The 18,105-nt window shown below is 46.4% G+C and carries 15 protein-coding genes; 13 read left to right on the forward strand and 2 right to left on the reverse strand.

Annotation, left to right across the window (positions count from 1 at the left end; genetic code table 11):
* Nucleotides 1–149: 149 nt before the first annotated feature.
* From gndA to ugd, 6 genes are all read left to right on the forward strand, one after another.
* On the forward strand, nt 150–1,556 hold the full coding sequence (gene gndA, locus FQK12_RS02915) for an NADP-dependent phosphogluconate dehydrogenase (protein ID WP_004122486.1): 1,407 nt from the start codon (nt 150–152) through the stop codon (nt 1,554–1,556).
* 212 nt (nt 1,557–1,768) lie between these two features.
* Nucleotides 1,769–2,833, forward strand: a complete 1,065-nt coding sequence (gene rfbB / locus FQK12_RS02920) for a dTDP-glucose 4,6-dehydratase (protein WP_014230060.1) — start codon at nt 1,769–1,771, stop codon at nt 2,831–2,833.
* A gap of 13 nt (nt 2,834–2,846) precedes the next feature.
* Nucleotides 2,847–3,716, forward strand: coding sequence for a glucose-1-phosphate thymidylyltransferase RfbA (gene rfbA / locus FQK12_RS02925; protein WP_014230059.1), 870 nt, complete (start codon nt 2,847–2,849; stop codon nt 3,714–3,716).
* Nucleotides 3,717–3,747: 31 nt separating this feature from the next.
* On the forward strand, nt 3,748–4,638 hold the full coding sequence (rfbD, locus tag FQK12_RS02930) for a dTDP-4-dehydrorhamnose reductase (protein WP_014230058.1): 891 nt from the start codon (nt 3,748–3,750) through the stop codon (nt 4,636–4,638).
* 15 nt (nt 4,639–4,653) lie between these two features.
* Nucleotides 4,654–5,208, forward strand: coding sequence for a dTDP-4-dehydrorhamnose 3,5-epimerase (gene rfbC / locus FQK12_RS02935; protein WP_014230057.1), 555 nt, complete (start codon nt 4,654–4,656; stop codon nt 5,206–5,208).
* A gap of 173 nt (nt 5,209–5,381) precedes the next feature.
* Nucleotides 5,382–6,548 (forward strand): UDP-glucose 6-dehydrogenase, encoded by a 1,167-nt coding sequence (gene ugd / locus FQK12_RS02940; RefSeq protein WP_014230056.1) that lies wholly within the window; start codon nt 5,382–5,384, stop codon nt 6,546–6,548.
* 573 nt (nt 6,549–7,121) lie between these two features.
* Here the strand turns inward: ugd and FQK12_RS02945 are convergent.
* Both FQK12_RS02945 and FQK12_RS02950 read right to left on the reverse strand, forming a co-directional pair.
* Nucleotides 7,122–7,244 (reverse strand): small membrane protein, encoded by a 123-nt coding sequence (locus FQK12_RS02945; protein WP_004138729.1) that lies wholly within the window; start codon nt 7,242–7,244, stop codon nt 7,122–7,124.
* A 473-nt stretch (nt 7,245–7,717) separates the two neighbouring features.
* Nucleotides 7,718–8,722: an NAD-dependent epimerase gene (locus FQK12_RS02950; RefSeq protein WP_014230054.1), complete on the reverse strand. Its 1,005-nt coding sequence runs from the start codon at nt 8,720–8,722 to the stop codon at nt 7,718–7,720.
* A 1,305-nt stretch (nt 8,723–10,027) separates the two neighbouring features.
* On the opposite strand from FQK12_RS02950, the gene FQK12_RS02955 reads away from it, so the two are divergent.
* The 7 genes from FQK12_RS02955 to FQK12_RS02985 all read left to right on the forward strand — a co-directional run bounded on the left by FQK12_RS02955 (nt 10,028) and on the right by FQK12_RS02985 (nt 18,101).
* Nucleotides 10,028–10,795, forward strand: coding sequence for an ABC transporter permease (locus FQK12_RS02955; RefSeq protein ID WP_004138730.1), 768 nt, complete (start codon nt 10,028–10,030; stop codon nt 10,793–10,795).
* Nucleotides 10,795–11,535 carry an ABC transporter ATP-binding protein gene (locus FQK12_RS02960; protein WP_014230053.1) on the forward strand — a complete coding sequence of 247 codons (741 nt, stop codon included), beginning with the start codon at nt 10,795–10,797 and terminating at the stop codon, nt 11,533–11,535. The genes FQK12_RS02955 and FQK12_RS02960 overlap by 1 nt, the downstream gene beginning before the upstream one ends.
* A 13-nt stretch (nt 11,536–11,548) precedes the next feature.
* Nucleotides 11,549–13,441 (forward strand): DUF4422 domain-containing protein, encoded by a 1,893-nt coding sequence (locus tag FQK12_RS02965; RefSeq protein WP_014230052.1) that lies wholly within the window; start codon nt 11,549–11,551, stop codon nt 13,439–13,441.
* 18 nt (nt 13,442–13,459) lie between these two features.
* Nucleotides 13,460–14,614, forward strand: a complete 1,155-nt coding sequence (gene glf / locus FQK12_RS02970; protein ID WP_004852435.1) for a UDP-galactopyranose mutase — start codon at nt 13,460–13,462, stop codon at nt 14,612–14,614.
* Nucleotides 14,611–15,504: a glycosyltransferase gene (locus FQK12_RS02975; protein WP_014230051.1), complete on the forward strand. Its 894-nt coding sequence runs from the start codon at nt 14,611–14,613 to the stop codon at nt 15,502–15,504. Before glf ends, FQK12_RS02975 begins: the two co-directional genes overlap by 4 nt.
* Nucleotides 15,505–16,650 carry a glycosyltransferase family 4 protein gene (locus tag FQK12_RS02980; RefSeq protein WP_162097176.1) on the forward strand — a complete coding sequence of 382 codons (1,146 nt, stop codon included), beginning with the start codon at nt 15,505–15,507 and terminating at the stop codon, nt 16,648–16,650.
* Nucleotides 16,651–16,781: 131 nt separating this feature from the next.
* A complete protein-coding gene (locus FQK12_RS02985; RefSeq protein ID WP_014230049.1) occupies nt 16,782–18,101 on the forward strand; it encodes a glycosyltransferase family 2 protein in 1,320 nt (439 codons plus the stop codon).
* The last annotated feature ends 4 nt before the right edge of the window (nt 18,102–18,105 follow it).

An 18,105-nucleotide genomic window follows, 5' to 3' on the forward strand; every position in this document is an offset into this window, starting at 1 on the left:
AGGCTTTTACATGCTATTTATTATTTCATTTTTAACTCGTTCTCTAGAATAAATATTTAGTCTATACGGTTGAGAAGCTTTAAGCTAACATAGTAGTCACATTTAAGCTGCGAGCTTGTCGCAGTGACCACACCTGACAGGAGTATGTAATGTCCAAGCAACAGATCGGGGTTGTCGGTATGGCAGTGATGGGGCGTAACCTTGCGCTCAACATCGAGAGCCGTGGTTATACCGTCTCCGTTTTCAACCGCTCCCGTGAAAAGACCGAAGAAGTGATTGCCGAGAATCCCGGCAAGAAGCTGGTCCCACATTATACAGTGCAAGAGTTTGTTGAGTCGCTCGAAACTCCACGCCGTATCCTGTTAATGGTGAAGGCGGGCGCAGGCACTGATAGTGCCATCGACTCTCTGAAGCCTTACCTGGACAAGGGTGACATCATCATCGATGGTGGTAATACCTTCTTCCAGGATACGATTCGTCGTAATCGTGAGCTTTCTGCTGATGGTTTTAACTTCATTGGCACCGGCGTGTCCGGCGGTGAAGAGGGCGCGCTTAAAGGACCTTCAATCATGCCTGGCGGTCAGAAGGAAGCTTATGAACTGGTTGCTCCCATTCTTAAGCAGATTGCAGCTGTCGCTGAAGACGGTGAGCCGTGCGTAACTTATATCGGTGCTGATGGTGCTGGTCATTATGTCAAAATGGTTCACAACGGTATTGAATACGGCGATATGCAGCTTATTGCAGAAGCCTACGCTTTACTGAAAGGTGGTCTGGCGCTTTCTAATGAAGAGCTGGCGCAAACCTTTACCGAATGGAATGAAGGTGAGCTTAGCAGCTATCTCATTGACATCACTAAAGACATCTTCACCAAAAAAGATGAAGAAGGCAAATACCTGGTCGACGTGATCCTCGATGAGGCGGCAAACAAAGGTACCGGTAAATGGACCAGCCAGAGCTCTCTTGACCTCGGCGAACCGCTGTCACTTATCACTGAATCTGTATTCGCACGCTACATCTCTTCGCTTAAAGATCAGCGTGTGGCTGCTTCGAAAGTCCTTACCGGACCGCAGGCGAAGAGTGCAGGCGATAAAGCGGAGTTCGTTGAGAAAGTTCGCCGTGCTCTGTATCTGGGCAAAATCGTCTCTTACGCTCAAGGTTTCTCCCAACTGCGCGCTGCTTCTGATGAATACCATTGGGATCTGAACTACGGTGAGATCGCGAAAATCTTCCGTGCCGGCTGTATCATTCGTGCTCAGTTCCTGCAAAAGATTACTGATGCCTATGAGCAGAATGCCGGCATTGCCAACCTGCTGCTGGCACCATACTTCAAGCAGATCGCCGATGATTATCAGCAAGCCCTGCGCGATGTTGTCGCATATGCTGTGCAGAATGGTATTCCGGTTCCGACATTCTCTGCGGCCATCGCCTACTACGATAGCTATCGTTCCGCAGTCTTGCCTGCTAACCTGATTCAGGCGCAGCGTGACTATTTCGGTGCGCATACCTATAAGCGTACCGATAAAGAGGGTGTGTTCCACACTGAGTGGATGGAATAAACTTTATAGTGTCATTTGCCCGGGGTATTAACCCGGGCATAAATTTTCAAAAAATAGAATTCCTCTCCTCTAATTAGTACTCCCTTATCCTAATTTTTTAAAAACGTAATTTGCAAATGTTTTTCTAAAGGAAATCATTTAATATGATACTCATATCCTAAGGAATATATTTCGAATTTTATTAGGCTCTGGTAATAAAAGGTAAGTTAAATATGAAGATCCTTGTCACTGGCGGTGCAGGTTTTATTGGTTCTGCAGTTGTTCGTCATATCATTGAAAACACCTCCGACGAAGTACGCGTAATAGATTGCCTCACCTACGCCGGTAACCTGGAGTCCCTGGCGCCGGTTGCCGGTAATAAACGCTACTCGTTTTCTCAGACAGATATCACTGATGCCAAATCTGTGGCAGAGCAGTTCAGCGATTTCCGTCCGGATATTGTGATGCACCTGGCCGCAGAGAGTCACGTGGACCGCTCTATCGATGGGCCTGCTGCCTTTATTCAGACCAACCTGATTGGAACTTTCACCCTGCTGGAAGCGGCCCGCCAGTACTGGTCAGCTCTCGATACGGCGCAGAAGCAGACTTTCCGCTTCCACCATATTTCGACCGATGAAGTCTACGGCGACCTGCACGGTACCGATGATCTGTTCACCGAAGAGACCCCGTACGCGCCAAGCAGCCCGTACTCTGCCTCCAAGGCCGGCAGCGACCATCTTGTCCGCGCCTGGAACCGCACTTATGGCCTGCCGGTGGTGGTGACCAACTGCTCCAACAACTACGGCCCGTATCACTTCCCGGAAAAACTTATTCCGCTGACCATCCTCAATGCCCTCGCCGGCAAACCGCTGCCAGTGTACGGCAACGGAGAACAGATCCGCGATTGGCTGTACGTGGAAGATCACGCCCGGGCGCTATACAAAGTGGCGACGGAAGGCCGCAGTGGTGAAACGTACAACATCGGCGGTCACAACGAGCGTAAAAATATTGATGTCGTGCGCACCATTTGCGCCATTCTCGATAAAGTGGTTGAACAGAAGCCGGGCAATATCAGCCAGTTTGCCGATCTGATTACGTTTGTGAAAGACCGTCCGGGTCATGACCTGCGTTATGCCATTGATGCGGCGAAAATTCAACGCGATCTGGGCTGGGTGCCCGAAGAGACGTTTGAAAGCGGAATTGAAAAAACGGTCCACTGGTACCTGAACAACACGACCTGGTGGCAGCGCGTGCTGGATGGCTCCTATGCCGGTGAACGTCTTGGCCTGAACAACTAAAAAGGAAAGAAGTATGAAAGGTATTGTACTGGCCGGCGGCTCCGGCACGCGTTTATATCCGATCACCCAGGGTGTTTCCAAGCAGCTACTGCCCATTTATGACAAACCGATGATTTACTACCCGGTTTCTGTTCTGATGCTGGCGGGAATCAAGGATATCCTGATTATTACCACGCCGGAGGATATGCCCGCATTTCAGCGTCTGTTGGGTGACGGTTCTCAGTTTGGCGTGAATTTCAGCTATGCGATTCAGCCGTCGCCGGACGGTCTGGCGCAGGCCTTTATCATCGGCGAGAAGTTTATCGGTAATGATGCCTGTGCATTAGTCCTGGGCGATAACATCTACTTTGGTCAGAGCTTTGGCCGCAAACTGGATGCGGCGGCCAGCAAAACATCCGGAGCTACGGTATTCGGCTACCAGGTTCTCGATCCGGAACGTTTCGGTGTGGTGGAGTTTGATGAGAACTTTAAAGCGCTGTCGATTGAAGAGAAGCCGTTGAAGCCGAAATCTGACTGGGCGGTGACCGGACTCTATTTTTATGACACCGATGTGGTGGCAATGGCGAAGGAAGTTAAACCCTCCGCGCGTGGGGAGCTTGAGATCACCACGCTGAACCAGATGTATCTGGATCGGGGTGACCTGCAGGTTGAACTGCTGGGCCGTGGTTTTGCCTGGCTGGATACGGGAACCCACGACAGCCTGATTGAGGCCTCTCAGTTTATCCATACCATCGAGAAGCGTCAGGGGATGAAAGTAGCCTGCCTGGAAGAAATTGCTTATCGCAAGCAGTGGCTGAGCGCGGAAGGGGTGGCGGCACAGGCCGAACGGTTGAAGAAAACCGAGTACGGTGCTTACCTGAAACGTCTGCTGAATGAGCATTAATGGCTGCCGGTCATCATTGGGATATTAACGTATGAAAATTTTACTGATTGGCAAAAATGGTCAGGTGGGCTGGGAGCTGCAGCGTGCGTTGTCCACGCTGGGCGAAGTGGTTGCCGTGGACTTTTTTGATAAAACGCTGTGCGGTGATCTGACCAACCTGGAAGGGATCGCGCAGACGGTCCGTACGGTAAAACCGGATGTAGTGGTGAACGCGGCTGCCCATACTGCGGTGGACAAAGCGGAAAGCGAGCGCGAGCTTTCCGATCTGCTGAACGATCGGGGCGTGGCGGTGCTGGCAGAAGAGTCAGCGAAGCTGGGAGCTCTGATGGTGCACTACTCAACGGACTATGTGTTTGACGGTCAGGGAAGCCACTATCGTCTGGAAGATGAGGCGACCGGGCCGCTGAACGTGTACGGCGAAACCAAACGAGCCGGGGAAATCGCGCTGGAGCAGGCGAATCCGCGCCATCTTATTTTCCGTACCAGTTGGGTATATGCCACCCGCGGAGCAAACTTCGCTAAAACGATGCTGCGTCTGGCAGGTGAGAAAGAGGCGCTGTCGATTATTAACGATCAGCACGGTGCGCCAACCGGCGCAGAGCTGCTGGCGGACTGTACGGCAATCGCCATTCGTGAAGAACAGCGCAACCGTGCTGTAGCCGGGACCTATCATCTGGTGGCCAGCGGGGAAACCAGCTGGGCGGAGTACGCGGAATTTGTTTTTGAGGTGGCGCGGTCGCACGGCGCAGAGCTGGCAATCAAAGCAGTAAGCGGTATCCCGACCACGGCCTACCCAACGCCGGCAAAACGTCCGCTGAACTCGCGGCTGTCGAATGAGAAATTCCAGCGTGTATTTGGCGTAACGCTGCCGGACTGGCGCCAGGGCGTGGCGCGCGTGGTAACAGAAGTTCTGGGCAAGTAAACGGGCAGAAATATTATGAATATTATTAAGACAGATATCCCTGAAGTGCTGATTTTTGAACCTCGTGTCTTCGGCGATGCGCGCGGTTTTTTCTTTGAGAGCTTCAGCAGTAAAGTATTTGATGAAGCAGTGGGGCGGAAAGTGGAGTTTGTGCAGGATAACCACTCCCAGTCGCAGAAGGGCGTGCTGCGCGGGCTGCACTACCAGCTTGACCCGCATGCCCAGGGCAAACTGGTTCGCTGCATTGAAGGCGAGGTGTTTGATGTGGCGGTCGATATCCGCCGTTCATCGCCAACGTTTGGTAAATGGGTGGGGGCGGTACTGAGCGCGGAAAACAAGCGTCAATTGTGGATCCCGGAAGGGTTTGCCCATGGCTTCATGGCGTTGAGCGAAACGGTTCAGTTTGTGTACAAGGCTACGAACTATTATGCGCCGCAGTCTGAGCGGAGCATTATCTGGAACGACCCTGAGATTAATATTCAGTGGCCGGAGATTGCAGACTGTACGCTCTCTTTATCTGATAAGGATTTGCAGGCTCATACCTTAAAGACAGCTGAAGTATATAAATAAGCATAAAATATAGCTTCATTTACTGTATAGGCCCTTTATAGGCCTATACAGTATTTCAGAGAGCGTTGGTGTCTTGCTTGACTTACATTGTTCCTGAGAGTAGAAACATCAACAGTTTTGCTTAATTTGCGGCCATCTGCCGCCGTCCAGTTAACTGATTAAAGTGTGATCGAATGAAAATTACTATTTCCGGTACCGGTTATGTTGGTTTATCGAATGGCATCCTGATTGCGCAAAACCACGAAGTGGTGGCGCTGGATATCATTCAATCCAAAGTTGATATGATTAACCAAAAGGTTTCTCCGATTGTCGATAAAGAGATCCAGGAATATCTGGCGGAAAAACCGTTGAATTTTCGCGCGACAACTGACAAGCATGATGCCTATCGTGATGCAGATTATGTCATTATCGCTACGCCCACTGACTACGATCCGAAAACGAACTACTTCAATACTTCGACCGTTGAAGCCGTTATTCGTGATGTCACCGAGATTAACCCAGACGCGGTAATGATTATTAAATCCACCATTCCCGTTGGTTTTACGCGTGATATTAAAGAGCGCCTGGGCATTGATAACGTCATTTTCTCTCCTGAGTTTCTGCGTGAAGGCCGCGCGCTTTACGACAACCTGCACCCGTCTCGTATTGTCATTGGCGAACGTTCAGAACGCGCGGAGCGTTTTGCTAATCTGCTGAAAGAAGGCGCGATTAAGCAGGATATCCCGACGCTGTTTACTGACTCCACCGAAGCTGAGGCGATTAAGTTATTTGCCAATACCTACCTGGCGCTGCGCGTAGCCTACTTTAATGAACTGGACAGCTACGCTGAAAGCCAGGGTCTGAACAGTAAACAGATCATCGAAGGCGTGTGTCTCGATCCGCGAATCGGTAATCACTATAACAACCCATCCTTTGGCTACGGCGGCTACTGCCTGCCGAAAGATACCAAGCAGCTGCTGGCAAACTACGAATCTGTACCGAATAACATCATCGGTGCCATCGTCGATGCTAACCGCACGCGTAAAGATTTTATCGCTGACTCTATCCTGGCGCGCAAGCCTAAAGTTGTTGGTATCTATCGCCTGATCATGAAGAGTGGCTCCGATAACTTCCGCGCTTCCTCAATTCAGGGCATCATGAAGCGTATCAAGGCCAAAGGTATCCCGGTCATTATCTACGAACCGGTTATGCAGGAAGATGAGTTCTTTAATTCCCGCGTAGTTCGCGATTTCGACGCGTTCAAACAAGAAGCTGACGTGATTGTCTCAAACCGAATGGCTGAAGAGCTGTCGGATGTCGCTGACAAAGTATATACCCGCGATTTGTTCGGTAGTGACTAAATCCCCCCTCTGGCCGGGAGATGCGCTGTCGGCCAGAGTTCTCCTCTCTCCTGAAGGGTTCAGCTATTCGCCCGACAAATCGTTTTGCTCCTCTTTCCCGACTCAACTCATTAAAAAACGTGACCTCGCTTAAATTCTTCAATCGATCATCTTGTCCCAACCATTGAGGTCGGATATGTTAAATTCACCTTGTGAAGAGCTACCGTCACTGTGATGTAGACGCTGGAGATAAGCGCCGGAAGGTAAAACAGAGCCTGCTTGCAGGCTTTTGTTGTTTCTGGATCCCGGGCTCTCAGGCGTACTGCGTTGCGGTGAGGCGCTGATTGATATTTAAACGGGGAGGGGCGGGATCTTTCAAGGGAAGGGCGCAGGCATAGCAAACGCAAGCCATTCATGGCCGTGAGAATAGCGTGCTGATGCTAAGGATATAGTATCAGTTTAATATGACATTTTTATTTTAAAAAGATATCCAATGCCAGCTGTAAAGACTATGCGTATCCCCACCGCTGGCAGTGTTTTATTTTTATATTATGATTTCCTATGCCTGTATTATAATTATATTAAGTTTTCTTTTCACCACTTTCGTTTGTTAAAAGTCAGCTTGGTCTTTTTCTGATCTTTGATATAAGAAATCAGAAAATAGACTGAAACAATCAACAGGATGGCAGCAACTGCTAAGAAAATTATGTTTGCCATAATGCGTACCAGAATGAAAGGAATGTTATAAATCCATTTGCCTGCGAACTAATATCTCTGCAAAAGCATGCCTTTGCCTGCTTAACATAGCCTGAATTTAAGAAAGTTCCTATATGGTGTTTGTGGTTTTTTTTTGAGAAAAGTGGAAAAAACTTTTTCATTACCGTTACGTTGAACAATAGCGCTGTGGCCGACTTTGCTGGCAGACTGATGAGCTGGGGATTGTTTGCTTTATAAGGTAATGCTCTTCAGTGAGGGTAATGGAAGTGGCTTAGATGAGAGTTTGTTGAAGGTTTTGTTTGCTTCGTGTTAAATCTGCGTTTATGTATTGTGTGGTTTTCAGCGGCAGGTCATGAATAAATGACGTATCTCAACTCGCAGCAGGGATGGATAAGTTTATCCAATGACCATTTCAGATATAAAAAAGCCGCAGTAGCGTTCTGCTGCGGCTAAATCCACAATGCCTGATATGACTACGCCTTGTAATAGGCTTTATACCAGTCAACGAAGTTCTTCACCCCCTGCCTGACCGTCGTTTGCGGCCTGAATCCCACCGCATCATACAGCGGCCTGGTATCTGCGCTGGTTTCCAGCACATCGCCGGGCTGTATCGGCATCATATTTTTCACCGCCACCATCCCCAGAGCCTCTTCCAGAGCAGTGATGTAATCCATGAGCTCAACCGGTGAGCTATTCCCGATGTTATACACCCGGTACGGCGCTGAGCTATCCGCTGGTGAACCCGTTTCAACGGTCCATTCCGGATTAGGCTGCGGGATAATGTCCAGCATCCTTACAACCGCCTCAACGATATCGTCAATGTAGGTGAAGTCGCGCTTCATCTTGCCGTAGTTGTAGACATCAATACTCTTACCCTCAAGCATGGCTTTCGTAAATTTGAACAGCGCCATATCCGGACGGCCCCACGGGCCGTAGACGGTGAAGAATCTCAGTCCGGTGGTTGGAATGCCATAAAGATGCGAGTAGGTGTGCGCCATCAGTTCATTCGCTTTCTTGGTGGCGGCATACAGCGAAACCGGATGATCAACCGAATCCTCCGTAGAGAACGGCATTTTACGGTTCAGACCATAGACCGAACTGGATGAGGCATAGAGCAAATGCTCAACGTTGTTGTGTCTGCAGCCTTCAAGAATGTTCAGATAACCAATCAGGTTAGCGTCAGCATAAGCGAACGGGTTTTCCAGGGAGTAGCGAACTCCTGCCTGCGCGGCGAGATGGATCACTCGGTTAAATTTCTCGTTAGCAAAAAGCCGGGCAATACCTTCACGATCCGCGAGATCGATTTTGTGAAAACTGAACAGGGGAGATTGCAGTAAATCCAGACGGGCCTGCTTAAGATTGACGTCATAATAGTCGTTCATGTTGTCGAGGCCGACAACCTCATGACCCGCCTCCAGAAGGCGCTTGCAGGTATGAAAGCCGATGAATCCTGCGGCTCCAGTTACTAAAAATTTCATATTCATCCTCTGGGGTGACTGTGTCCCGCTATATATTCATTGATTTTACACTGGCTTGCCGTGTGGATCACCTGCTTTACCGTTGCTGATTATGTTCATGTGTTCGTTGGGGAAGCGCTGGCGTCCGGATATCAATGGGTTTGTACTGGCGTTCTGTAGTTTGAATGAAATTCATTATCTGTGCTTTATGATTAGCAAGGTAATGATTGCGTATGGTTTGATCGCGTACTCAGGATTCCCTGTTCTGCCCGGATGGTTTATGCCCCGGAGAAATAACGCAGATTAAAATTGATTTTATGTTTGAGTTTACAATTATTTCACATTGAAGGCGGGTTTTTAAGATTTTTCTTTTTAAATCAAAGAGTTGTTTTCTTTTCTAAATTTTGTTTAAATTATGTTTACCTGCTGAATCATTTGCAATATGAATTGATTGGCAACGTATTTTCATTTTTATTCCTATAGACCAGCGCTATAATGCTGCTGCTCATTTGCATGACCATTGTGTTGTCAGCTTAATCAGCTATCCTGTGCGCAGCATTAAATATGACACTAAACTGATTGTTGGCGTCATTTCAATCAATATTGGAGCACAGTTTGCGCTGATTCATCAGAAGATGAATGGGTAGATAACGGAGACAGAGCCCTCTGACGCATGGAAAACAGGCTTGTCGGATGAGCGAATTGAGAAATTCCTGATGGATGAGGCGAAAGCAAACAGCGAGAGTGTGCCCCTGCTTGAATCTTTATCGTTTTCAAGCGAGCAACACCCGGTGTCACGGGCGGCCACTTTTTCGACAGCCGCTGTTTAACGTCAGGACGGCGTTGAGCCAGTGCGCTGTGGTTGTGATAACAGGCGCTGGAGGTTTTGACAGACAAGATAGATGAATCATTACGCAGTTTGGTTGCGACAGCCAAGGGCGGTAGCGTGATTTAAAGCTATCTCATAACATTAAGGGGAGGGGGTATCTGACTGAAAAATAGCAGTTTTTACTGTTTGCCATGAAACAGCACATTAACTGGTCATCTCCAGGTCAGCATCTCACTTGTCCCAGTTCGGTATGCAAGATCTACAATGGTCGGCTGCTGCCAATGCATTAAAGCGGAGACAAAACTCGGGAAAATCTTGCTTTAATCTATGTGCTTAGGTTTTCAGCTCGTATGCTCAAGTCACGGTATCTAGCGGCAATCTATAAGTTCGGGCGTTAGAGCTATCGCAGCTGACGGGGGTTTAGTCAGCTACAGCGCGAAATCTAAAGTGCATAACAAAATGCTTAAAATTTCGTAGAATAATTTATGAGTATAAAAATGAAGTATAATCTAGGGTATTTATTTGACCTGCTTGTTGTTATCACTAATAAAGATCTAAAGGTACGGTATAAAAGTAGCGTGTTTGGTTATTTATGGTCAATTGCCAATCCTTTGCTTTTTGCGATGATCTACTATTTTATTTTCAAACTGATCATGCGTGTTCAGATACCTAATTATACCCTTTTTCTAATAACGGGGCTGTTTCCCTGGCAGTGGTTTGCAAGCTCAGCAACAAATTCACTTTTTTCATTTATTGCTAATGCGCAAATTATTAAAAAAACTGTATTTCCGCGCTCAGTTATCCCGCTCAGTAATGTCATGATGGAAGGGTTACACTTCTTGTGTACCATTCCTGTCATCGTCGCTTTTCTTTTTGTATACGGTATGCGTCCTTCGCTTTCGTGGCTGTGGGGAATACCGCTCATTGCTATCGGGCAGGTGATATTCACCTTTGGCATATCTATAATCTTTTCAACGTTGAATCTATTTTTTAGAGATCTGGAAAGATTTGTGACTCTCGGTATTATGTTAATGTTCTACTGTACGCCAATTTTATACGCATCCGATATGATTCCAGCAAAATATAGCTGGGTTATTGACTATAACCCTCTGGCGAGTATGATTTTAAGCTGGCGCAACTTATTTATGGATGGGGTTTTAAACTATGAGCATATTTCAGTATTATATTTGACGGGTATAGTGCTGACGGTTATCGGTCTGAGTATTTTTAATAAATTAAAATATCGCTTTGCAGAGATCTTGTGATGGAACCAGTAATTGATTTTAATAATGTGACAAAAGAGTATCCACTTTACCATCATATTGGCTCAGGTATTAAAGATTTAATATTTCATCCCAAAAGAGCATTTCAATTACTGAAGGGCCGCAAATATCTTGCTATTCAGGATGTTTCTTTTACGGTCGGTAAAGGAGAGGCCGTTGCGCTCATCGGGCGAAATGGCGCAGGCAAAAGCACATCTTTGGGGCTGGTTGCCGGCGTGATAAAACCCACAAAAGGATCGGTCACCACCCGTGGGCGAGTCGCTTCAATGCTTGAGCTGGGCGGCGGCTTTCATCCAGAATTGACGGGGCGCGAGAACATTTTTCTTAATGCCACACTTCTTGGGTTACGCCGTAAAGAGGTGCAGCAGCGAATGGAGCGCATCATTGAATTTTCCGAATTAGGGGAATTTATCGATGAGCCGATCCGCGTCTATTCTAGCGGTATGCTAGCGAAGCTTGGTTTTTCTGTTATCAGTCAAGTTGAGCCTGATATTTTGATTATCGATGAAGTGCTTGCCGTTGGCGATATTTCTTTTCAGGCCAAATGTATCAAGACGATTAAAGAGTTCAAAAATCGTGGCGTGACAATATTGTTTGTTAGCCACAACATGAGTGATGTGGAAAAGATATGCGATCGGGTTGTCTGGATCGAAAATCACCGTATGCGGGAAATCGGTTCCGCTGAAAGAATCATCGAACTTTATAAACAAGCAATGGCCTAAATCTGGTAATTAAATGAATAGTATTAAGATCTATACCTGTCATCATAAGCCGAGTGCATTCCTTAATGCATCGATTATCAAACCATTACATGTGGGTAAAGCCAACTCCTATAATGATATCGGCTGTATTGGCGATGATACCGGTGATAATATTTCTTTTAAAAACCCCTTTTACTGTGAGTTAACAGCACATTATTGGGTTTGGAAAAATGAATCTCTTTCTGATTATGTCGGCTTTATGCATTATCGCCGACATCTGAACTTTTCCTCAGAGCAGAGCTTTCCCGAAGATAATTGGGGCGTCGTTAATTCACCCGTTATTGATGCAGAGTATGAAAAGCAGTTTGGTTTAACCGACACGGCAATCCAGGATTGTATTTCAGGGTTTGACCTGCTGTTACCAAAGAAGTGGTCTGTGACCTCTGCCGGCAGTAAAAATAACCTCGATCATTATGAGAAAGGTGAGTTTTTACATATAAAGGACTATCTGGCTGCCCTGGAGGTTGTCGAAGAGCTTTATCCGGATTATAAAGCGGCTATTCAGCAGTTTAACAATGCCACAGATGGCTATTATACGAACATGTTTGTGATGCACAAAGATATGTTCGTAGATTATTCAGAATGGCTCTTCGCGATTTTGACTAATCTTGAAAGCCGCATCTCTATGAATAATTATAACGCGCAAGAAAAGCGTGTTATTGGACATATTGCTGAGCGTCTTTTTAACATTTATATTATTAAGCAGCAGCAAGACCGGGCCCTGAAAGTTAAAGAACTTCAGCGCACTTTCGTGACGAATGAGACATTCAACGGCAAGCTGGAACCGGTTTTTCCTCACGCTGCGCCGATAGTCATCAGTTTTGATGACAACTATGCCATCAGCGGTGGAGCCTTAATCAACTCCATTGTTCGCCATTCTGATAAAAACACCCATTACGATATTGTTGTGCTGGAAAATAAGGTGAGTAACCTTAACAAACAGCGCTTACTAAAACTGGTCTCGGGACAGCAAAACTTTTCACTGCGTTTCTTTGATGTGAATGCCTTTACTGAATTGAATGGCGTACATACCCGCGCACACTTTAGCGCATCAACCTACGCTCGCTTGTTTATTCCGCAGCTTTTCCGTGAATATGAGAAGGTCATTTTTATCGATTCCGATACTGTGGTGAAGGCCGATCTTGCGACTTTGCTTAATGTCGACCTCGGCACAAACCTTGTTGCCGCCGTTAAAGATATCGTGATGGAAGGCTTCGTCAAGTTTGGTGCGATGTCGGAGTCGGCAGATGGCGTGATGCCCGCCGGCGAGTATCTGCAAAAAACGCTTAAAATGACCAATCCGGATGAGTATTTCCAGGCGGGAATTATCGTTTTTAACGTTGCCCAGATGGTGCAGGAAGATACCTTCTCCGCGCTGATTAAAACGCTCAAAGAGAAGAAGTACTGGTTCCTCGACCAGGACATCATGAACAAAGTCTTCTATGGCCGGGTTGAGTTTTTACCGCTGGAGTGGAATGTCTATCACGGTAATGGCAATACGGATGACTTTTTCCCCAATCTCCAGTTCGCAACATATATGCGCTTTTTAAAAGCCAGAAAGAACCCGAATATGATTCACTATGCCGGGGAGAATAAACCGTGGAATACGGACAAGGTTGACTTTTATGACGATTTCCTGGAAAACGTCATCAATACGCCATGGGAAAAAGAGACCTATTTCCGTCAGTTATCTCCGGTAAATTCATCAAGTCCTGCGCAAACTGCAGTGCAAACGCCAGTTCTGCTTCAGACTAAGATCAAAAAAGCGTTGATGCCTTTCCTCAATAAATATGCTCCTGTTGGTTCACCGAGGCGAAACACGATAACAAAATACTACTATAAAGTTAGACGCTCAATTCTTGGTTAAGGCTGCTGGAGTTATATTATGAACAGTAAAAATATTCTCATCGTCGGAGCGGGTTTTTCCGGTGTGGTTATCGCACGCCAACTCGCTGAACAAGGTCATCACATCAGAATTATTGACCAGCGTGACCACATAGGCGGTAACTCCTATGATGCGCGCGATCCGCAAACCGACGTTATGGTTCACGTTTATGGCCCGCATATCTTTCACACCGATAATGAAACAGTGTGGAATTATGTGACTCAGCACGCTGAGATGATGCCGTATGTGAACCGTGTCAAAGCAACCGTGAATGGCCAGGTGTTCTCTCTGCCGATCAACCTGCATACCATCAACCAGTTTTTTGCGAAGACCTGTTCGCCAGATGAGGCCCGGGCGCTTATTGCCGAAAAAGGGGACAGTTCGATCCTGGAACCGAAGACCTTTGAAGAACAGGCTCTGCGTTTTATCGGCAAAGAGCTCTATGAGGCGTTCTTCAAGGGCTATACCATCAAACAGTGGGGGATGGAGCCTTCGCAGCTTCCTGCGTCAATTCTTAAGCGTCTGCCGGTTCGTTTTAACTACGATGATAATTACTTTAACCACAGATTTCAGGGCATGCCGAAACTGGGTTATACGAAAATGATTGAGTCAATCGCCAATCATGAAAATATTACCATCGAACTTCAGCAATCGTTTAACGCTGAAGAGAGAGAACAGTACGATCACGTGTTCTATAGCGGGCCGCTGGATGCTTTTTATTCCTATCAATATGGTCGACTGGGCTATCGTACTCTGGATTTTGAAAAATTCACCTGGCAGGGCGATTATCAGGGCTGCGCGGTAATGAATTACTGCTCGCTGGATGTTCCTTATACCCGTATCACTGAACATAAGTACTTTTCGCCCTGGGAATCCCATGAGGGATCGGTCTGTTACAAGGAATACAGCCGCGAATGTGGTGAAAAGGATATCCCTTATTATCCGATTCGTCAGATGGGAGAGATGGCTTTACTCGATAAATATTTGTCCCTCGCGGAAAATGAAAAGAATATGACGTTTGTTGGCCGCCTTGGAACCTATCGATATCTGGATATGGATGTCACTATCGCAGAAGCATTAAATACAGCCGATAAGTACTTGTCCTCCCTTAGCAGTAATGAGTCTATGCCAGTATTTACGGTTTCTGTGCGATGAATTGCTCCGCATTAATAGTCACGTATAATCGTTTAGAGAAGTTAAAGCTGACTATTGCCAACACGGTGAAATTAAATTTTACAGCGATCGTTGTTGTCAATAACGGGTCCACGGATGGAACCCAGGCCTGGTTAGCCACCCTTAGCGACCCGCGAGTGATTGTTCTTAATCTGCCATCCAACAGCGGTGGCGCGGGTGGCTTTAAGGCCGGGAGTCAATATTTATGCGACAACGTCGATAGCGACTGGGTTTTCTTTTACGATGATGACGCCTGGCCCGAGAGCGATGCGCTGGAAAAATTTTCCCAGCTAGAAAAGGCTAACTGTCGGGTGTTCACCGCTTTGGTCAAGGATCTTCAGGGGCAACCCTGTCCGATGAACATGCCTTTTGCCAAAGTTCCGTCATCGTTTATGGACACATTACGCTACATCAGAAATCCTGCGGAGTTTCTTCCGTCGGTTTCCCGGGCGTGTGCGGTACAGACGGTTTCCTTTGTCGGTATGATTATTCAGCGAGATGTGCTGCAAAAGCATCTCCACAGTATTCACGACGAGTTATTTTTATATTTTGACGATCTCTATTTTGGCTATCAGCTGACATTAGATGGCGAAGCTATTCGCTATTCTCCCGAGGTCATCTTTACCCACGATGTGAGTATCCAGGGGAAATGTATTGTTCCCGAATGGAAGGTTTATTATCTTTGTCGAAATCTTATTTTGGCGAAGAGAATTTTTCCGCGAGTTGCCATTTTTAGCCGTCTCTCAATTCTTTTACGGTTGATTAAATATGTATCAATATTGCCATGGCAACGCAATAAATTGTTATATTTTAAATACTTGCGTCGTGGAATTATCCATGGTGTAAAAGGAATCAGCGGTAAGAATCATTAAGTGGATATAGCAATGAAAAAACTGTGTTATTTCATAAACTCGGATTGGTATTTTGATTTGCACTGGATTGATCGTGCGATCGCCGCCCGAGATGCTGGTTATGAGATTCACATCATCAGTCATTTTGTCGACGGTAAAGTGCTGAATAAATTTAAAACATTCGGTTTTAAGTGTCATAATGTCCCACTTGATGCTCAATCATTTAATGCATTAACTTTCTTTCGGGCCTTTTTTGCCTCCCGAAAGCTCATTAAAGAAATTAATCCCGACCTTTTACACTGTATTACTATTAAACCCTGTCTGATCGGTGGGCTCCTGTCCAGGACAAACAACCGTCCCGTCATCGTGAGTTTTGTCGGTCTGGGTCGTGTATTTTCAGGTGATACGGGGTTGCTTAAGCTATTGCGCAATATCACCATCATGGCCTACAAATATATTGCCAGTAATAAGCGCAGTATATTTATGTTTGAGCACGATAAAGATCGTAAAAAACTGGCGGGTTTTGTCGGGATTGACTATCAGCAGACTATTGTCATCGATGGCGCGGGTATCAATCCGGAGATCTATAAATATTCTCTGGAGCAGGAGCGTGACGTTCCGGTTGTGCTGTTTGCCAGCAGAATGCTCTGGAGTAAAGGGCTCGGGGATTTAATTGAAGCCAAGAAAATCCTCGAAGCAAGAAATATTCATTTTACGCTAAACGTTGCCGGGATACTCGTTGAAAACGATAAGGATGCTATATCCCTTGCGGTGATCCAGCAATGGCATAAAGAAGGTCTGATTAACTGGTTGGGGCACAGCTCTAACGTCTGCGACTTGATCGAGGAGTCGAACATTGTGGCATTACCTTCGATCTATTCCGAAGGCGTGCCGCGTATTCTGCTTGAGGCTTCCTCGGTTGGCCGGGCCTGCATTGCCTACGATGTTGGCGGCTGCGATAGCCTGATCGTTAATAACGATAACGGCATTATCGTGAAAAGTAACTCTCCGCAGGAGCTGGCCGATAAGCTTGAATTCTTGTTAGCCAATCCCAAAGCACGAGTAGAGATGGGTATCAAAGGACGGCAACGCGTTCAGGATAAGTTTTCTAGCGGTATGATCATTAGCAAGACCTTAAAGACTTATCATGATGTGGTTCAGGGATGATGTAACGCAAGAGATTACAGCTTCATGTAAATCAAACACCTCCGAAGCGGTTGCATTTTAAGCTATGTAACTGCTCAGCAAACGCATGATGAGTTTAATGATTGCGTGCCTCTTATTTTGAAGGTGATTGAATGTCTGATGAATCAAGTAACGTTATTGTATCCGTTATTATCCCTGTCCATAACGCCGCGGAGTATATTGCTGAGACGCTTACTACGGTGTTAGCCCAGTCTTTAAAAGAGATTGAGATTATCCTTGTTAACGATAGCTCAACGGATAATACTCTGGATATTGTCACTAAAATAGCCAGTGAAGATTCGCGAGTCCGGGTTATCACCAATCCGAGCAACGTCGGTGGCGGCGAATCGCGAAATATCGGCTTACGAGTAGCGACCGGCGAATACATCATTTTCCTCGACGATGACGATTACGCCGATAAAGAGATGTTAAAGAGAATGTCCGACCGGGCTACGGCCCTGCAAACGGATGTTGTTATCTGCCGGTGCCAGTCAGTCGATTTGCAAACCAATACCCGTTCTCCCATGCCTTTGTCGGCGCGTGAGGATTTACTGCCTGAAAAAGAGGTCTTCTCTTCACGGGAAATTGCTGACGATTTTTTCAGAGCCTTTATATGGTGGCCATGGGATAAGCTCTTCAGACGCGAGGCTATCCTGGCAATGGGCCTGGAGTTTCAACCGCTGAGAACCACAAACGACCTGTACTTTGTGAGTTGTTTCATGCTGTTAGCAAATCGCATCTCTCTGGTTGATGAGATCTTAATCTCTCATACTATCCACCGCGCTGAGTCGCTTTCCTCCACCAGAGAAGATTCGTGGCACTGCGCGCTGGAGGCATTAACTTCGCTACGTTTGTTTATGCAAGATCGTGATTTACTGGCGTCCAGAAGTCGTGATTTTAATAATTACGCCGTTGTTTTTCTTGAGTGGCATCTCAATACGATTTCTGGCGGTACGTTTAACCCGTTGTTTAATGAAGTAAAGTCGTTCATCTTATCTTTAGAAATCGATCGTGATGATTTTTATGATGACTTTATCAAAGCTGCGTATGCCCGGATCGTTAATCAGTCAGCGGAAGAGTATATTTTTTCGCTGAAAGACAGAGCGTTACGCGAGCTTGAACATGCACAAATGATGAACTCAACGCTGCAGGAAGAAATGACTTCTCTTAAACAGTCGGCGGTATCTCAGCGAAGTGAAATTGATGTTCTGAAGGCGCAGGTTGGCGATAAAACCACCATTATCCACGAGCTTGAACAGCGGAATGCGCATTTAGAGGACGAGTATCAAACTCAGCAACAGAAATTGCTCAGCATTGAAAATGCGTACCAGGAGCTGACTCAGCGCTATACAGATTTGGTTTCATCTTTATCATGGAAAATGACGAAACCATTGAGACTAGTTAAAGAAATAACCGCACGAAAAAAGTCATGACGAT

Origin of the sequence: Klebsiella sp. ME-303, from assembly GCF_007910085.1 — a bacterium.
GTDB classification, from domain to species: Bacteria; Pseudomonadota; Gammaproteobacteria; order Enterobacterales; family Enterobacteriaceae; genus Klebsiella; species Klebsiella michiganensis.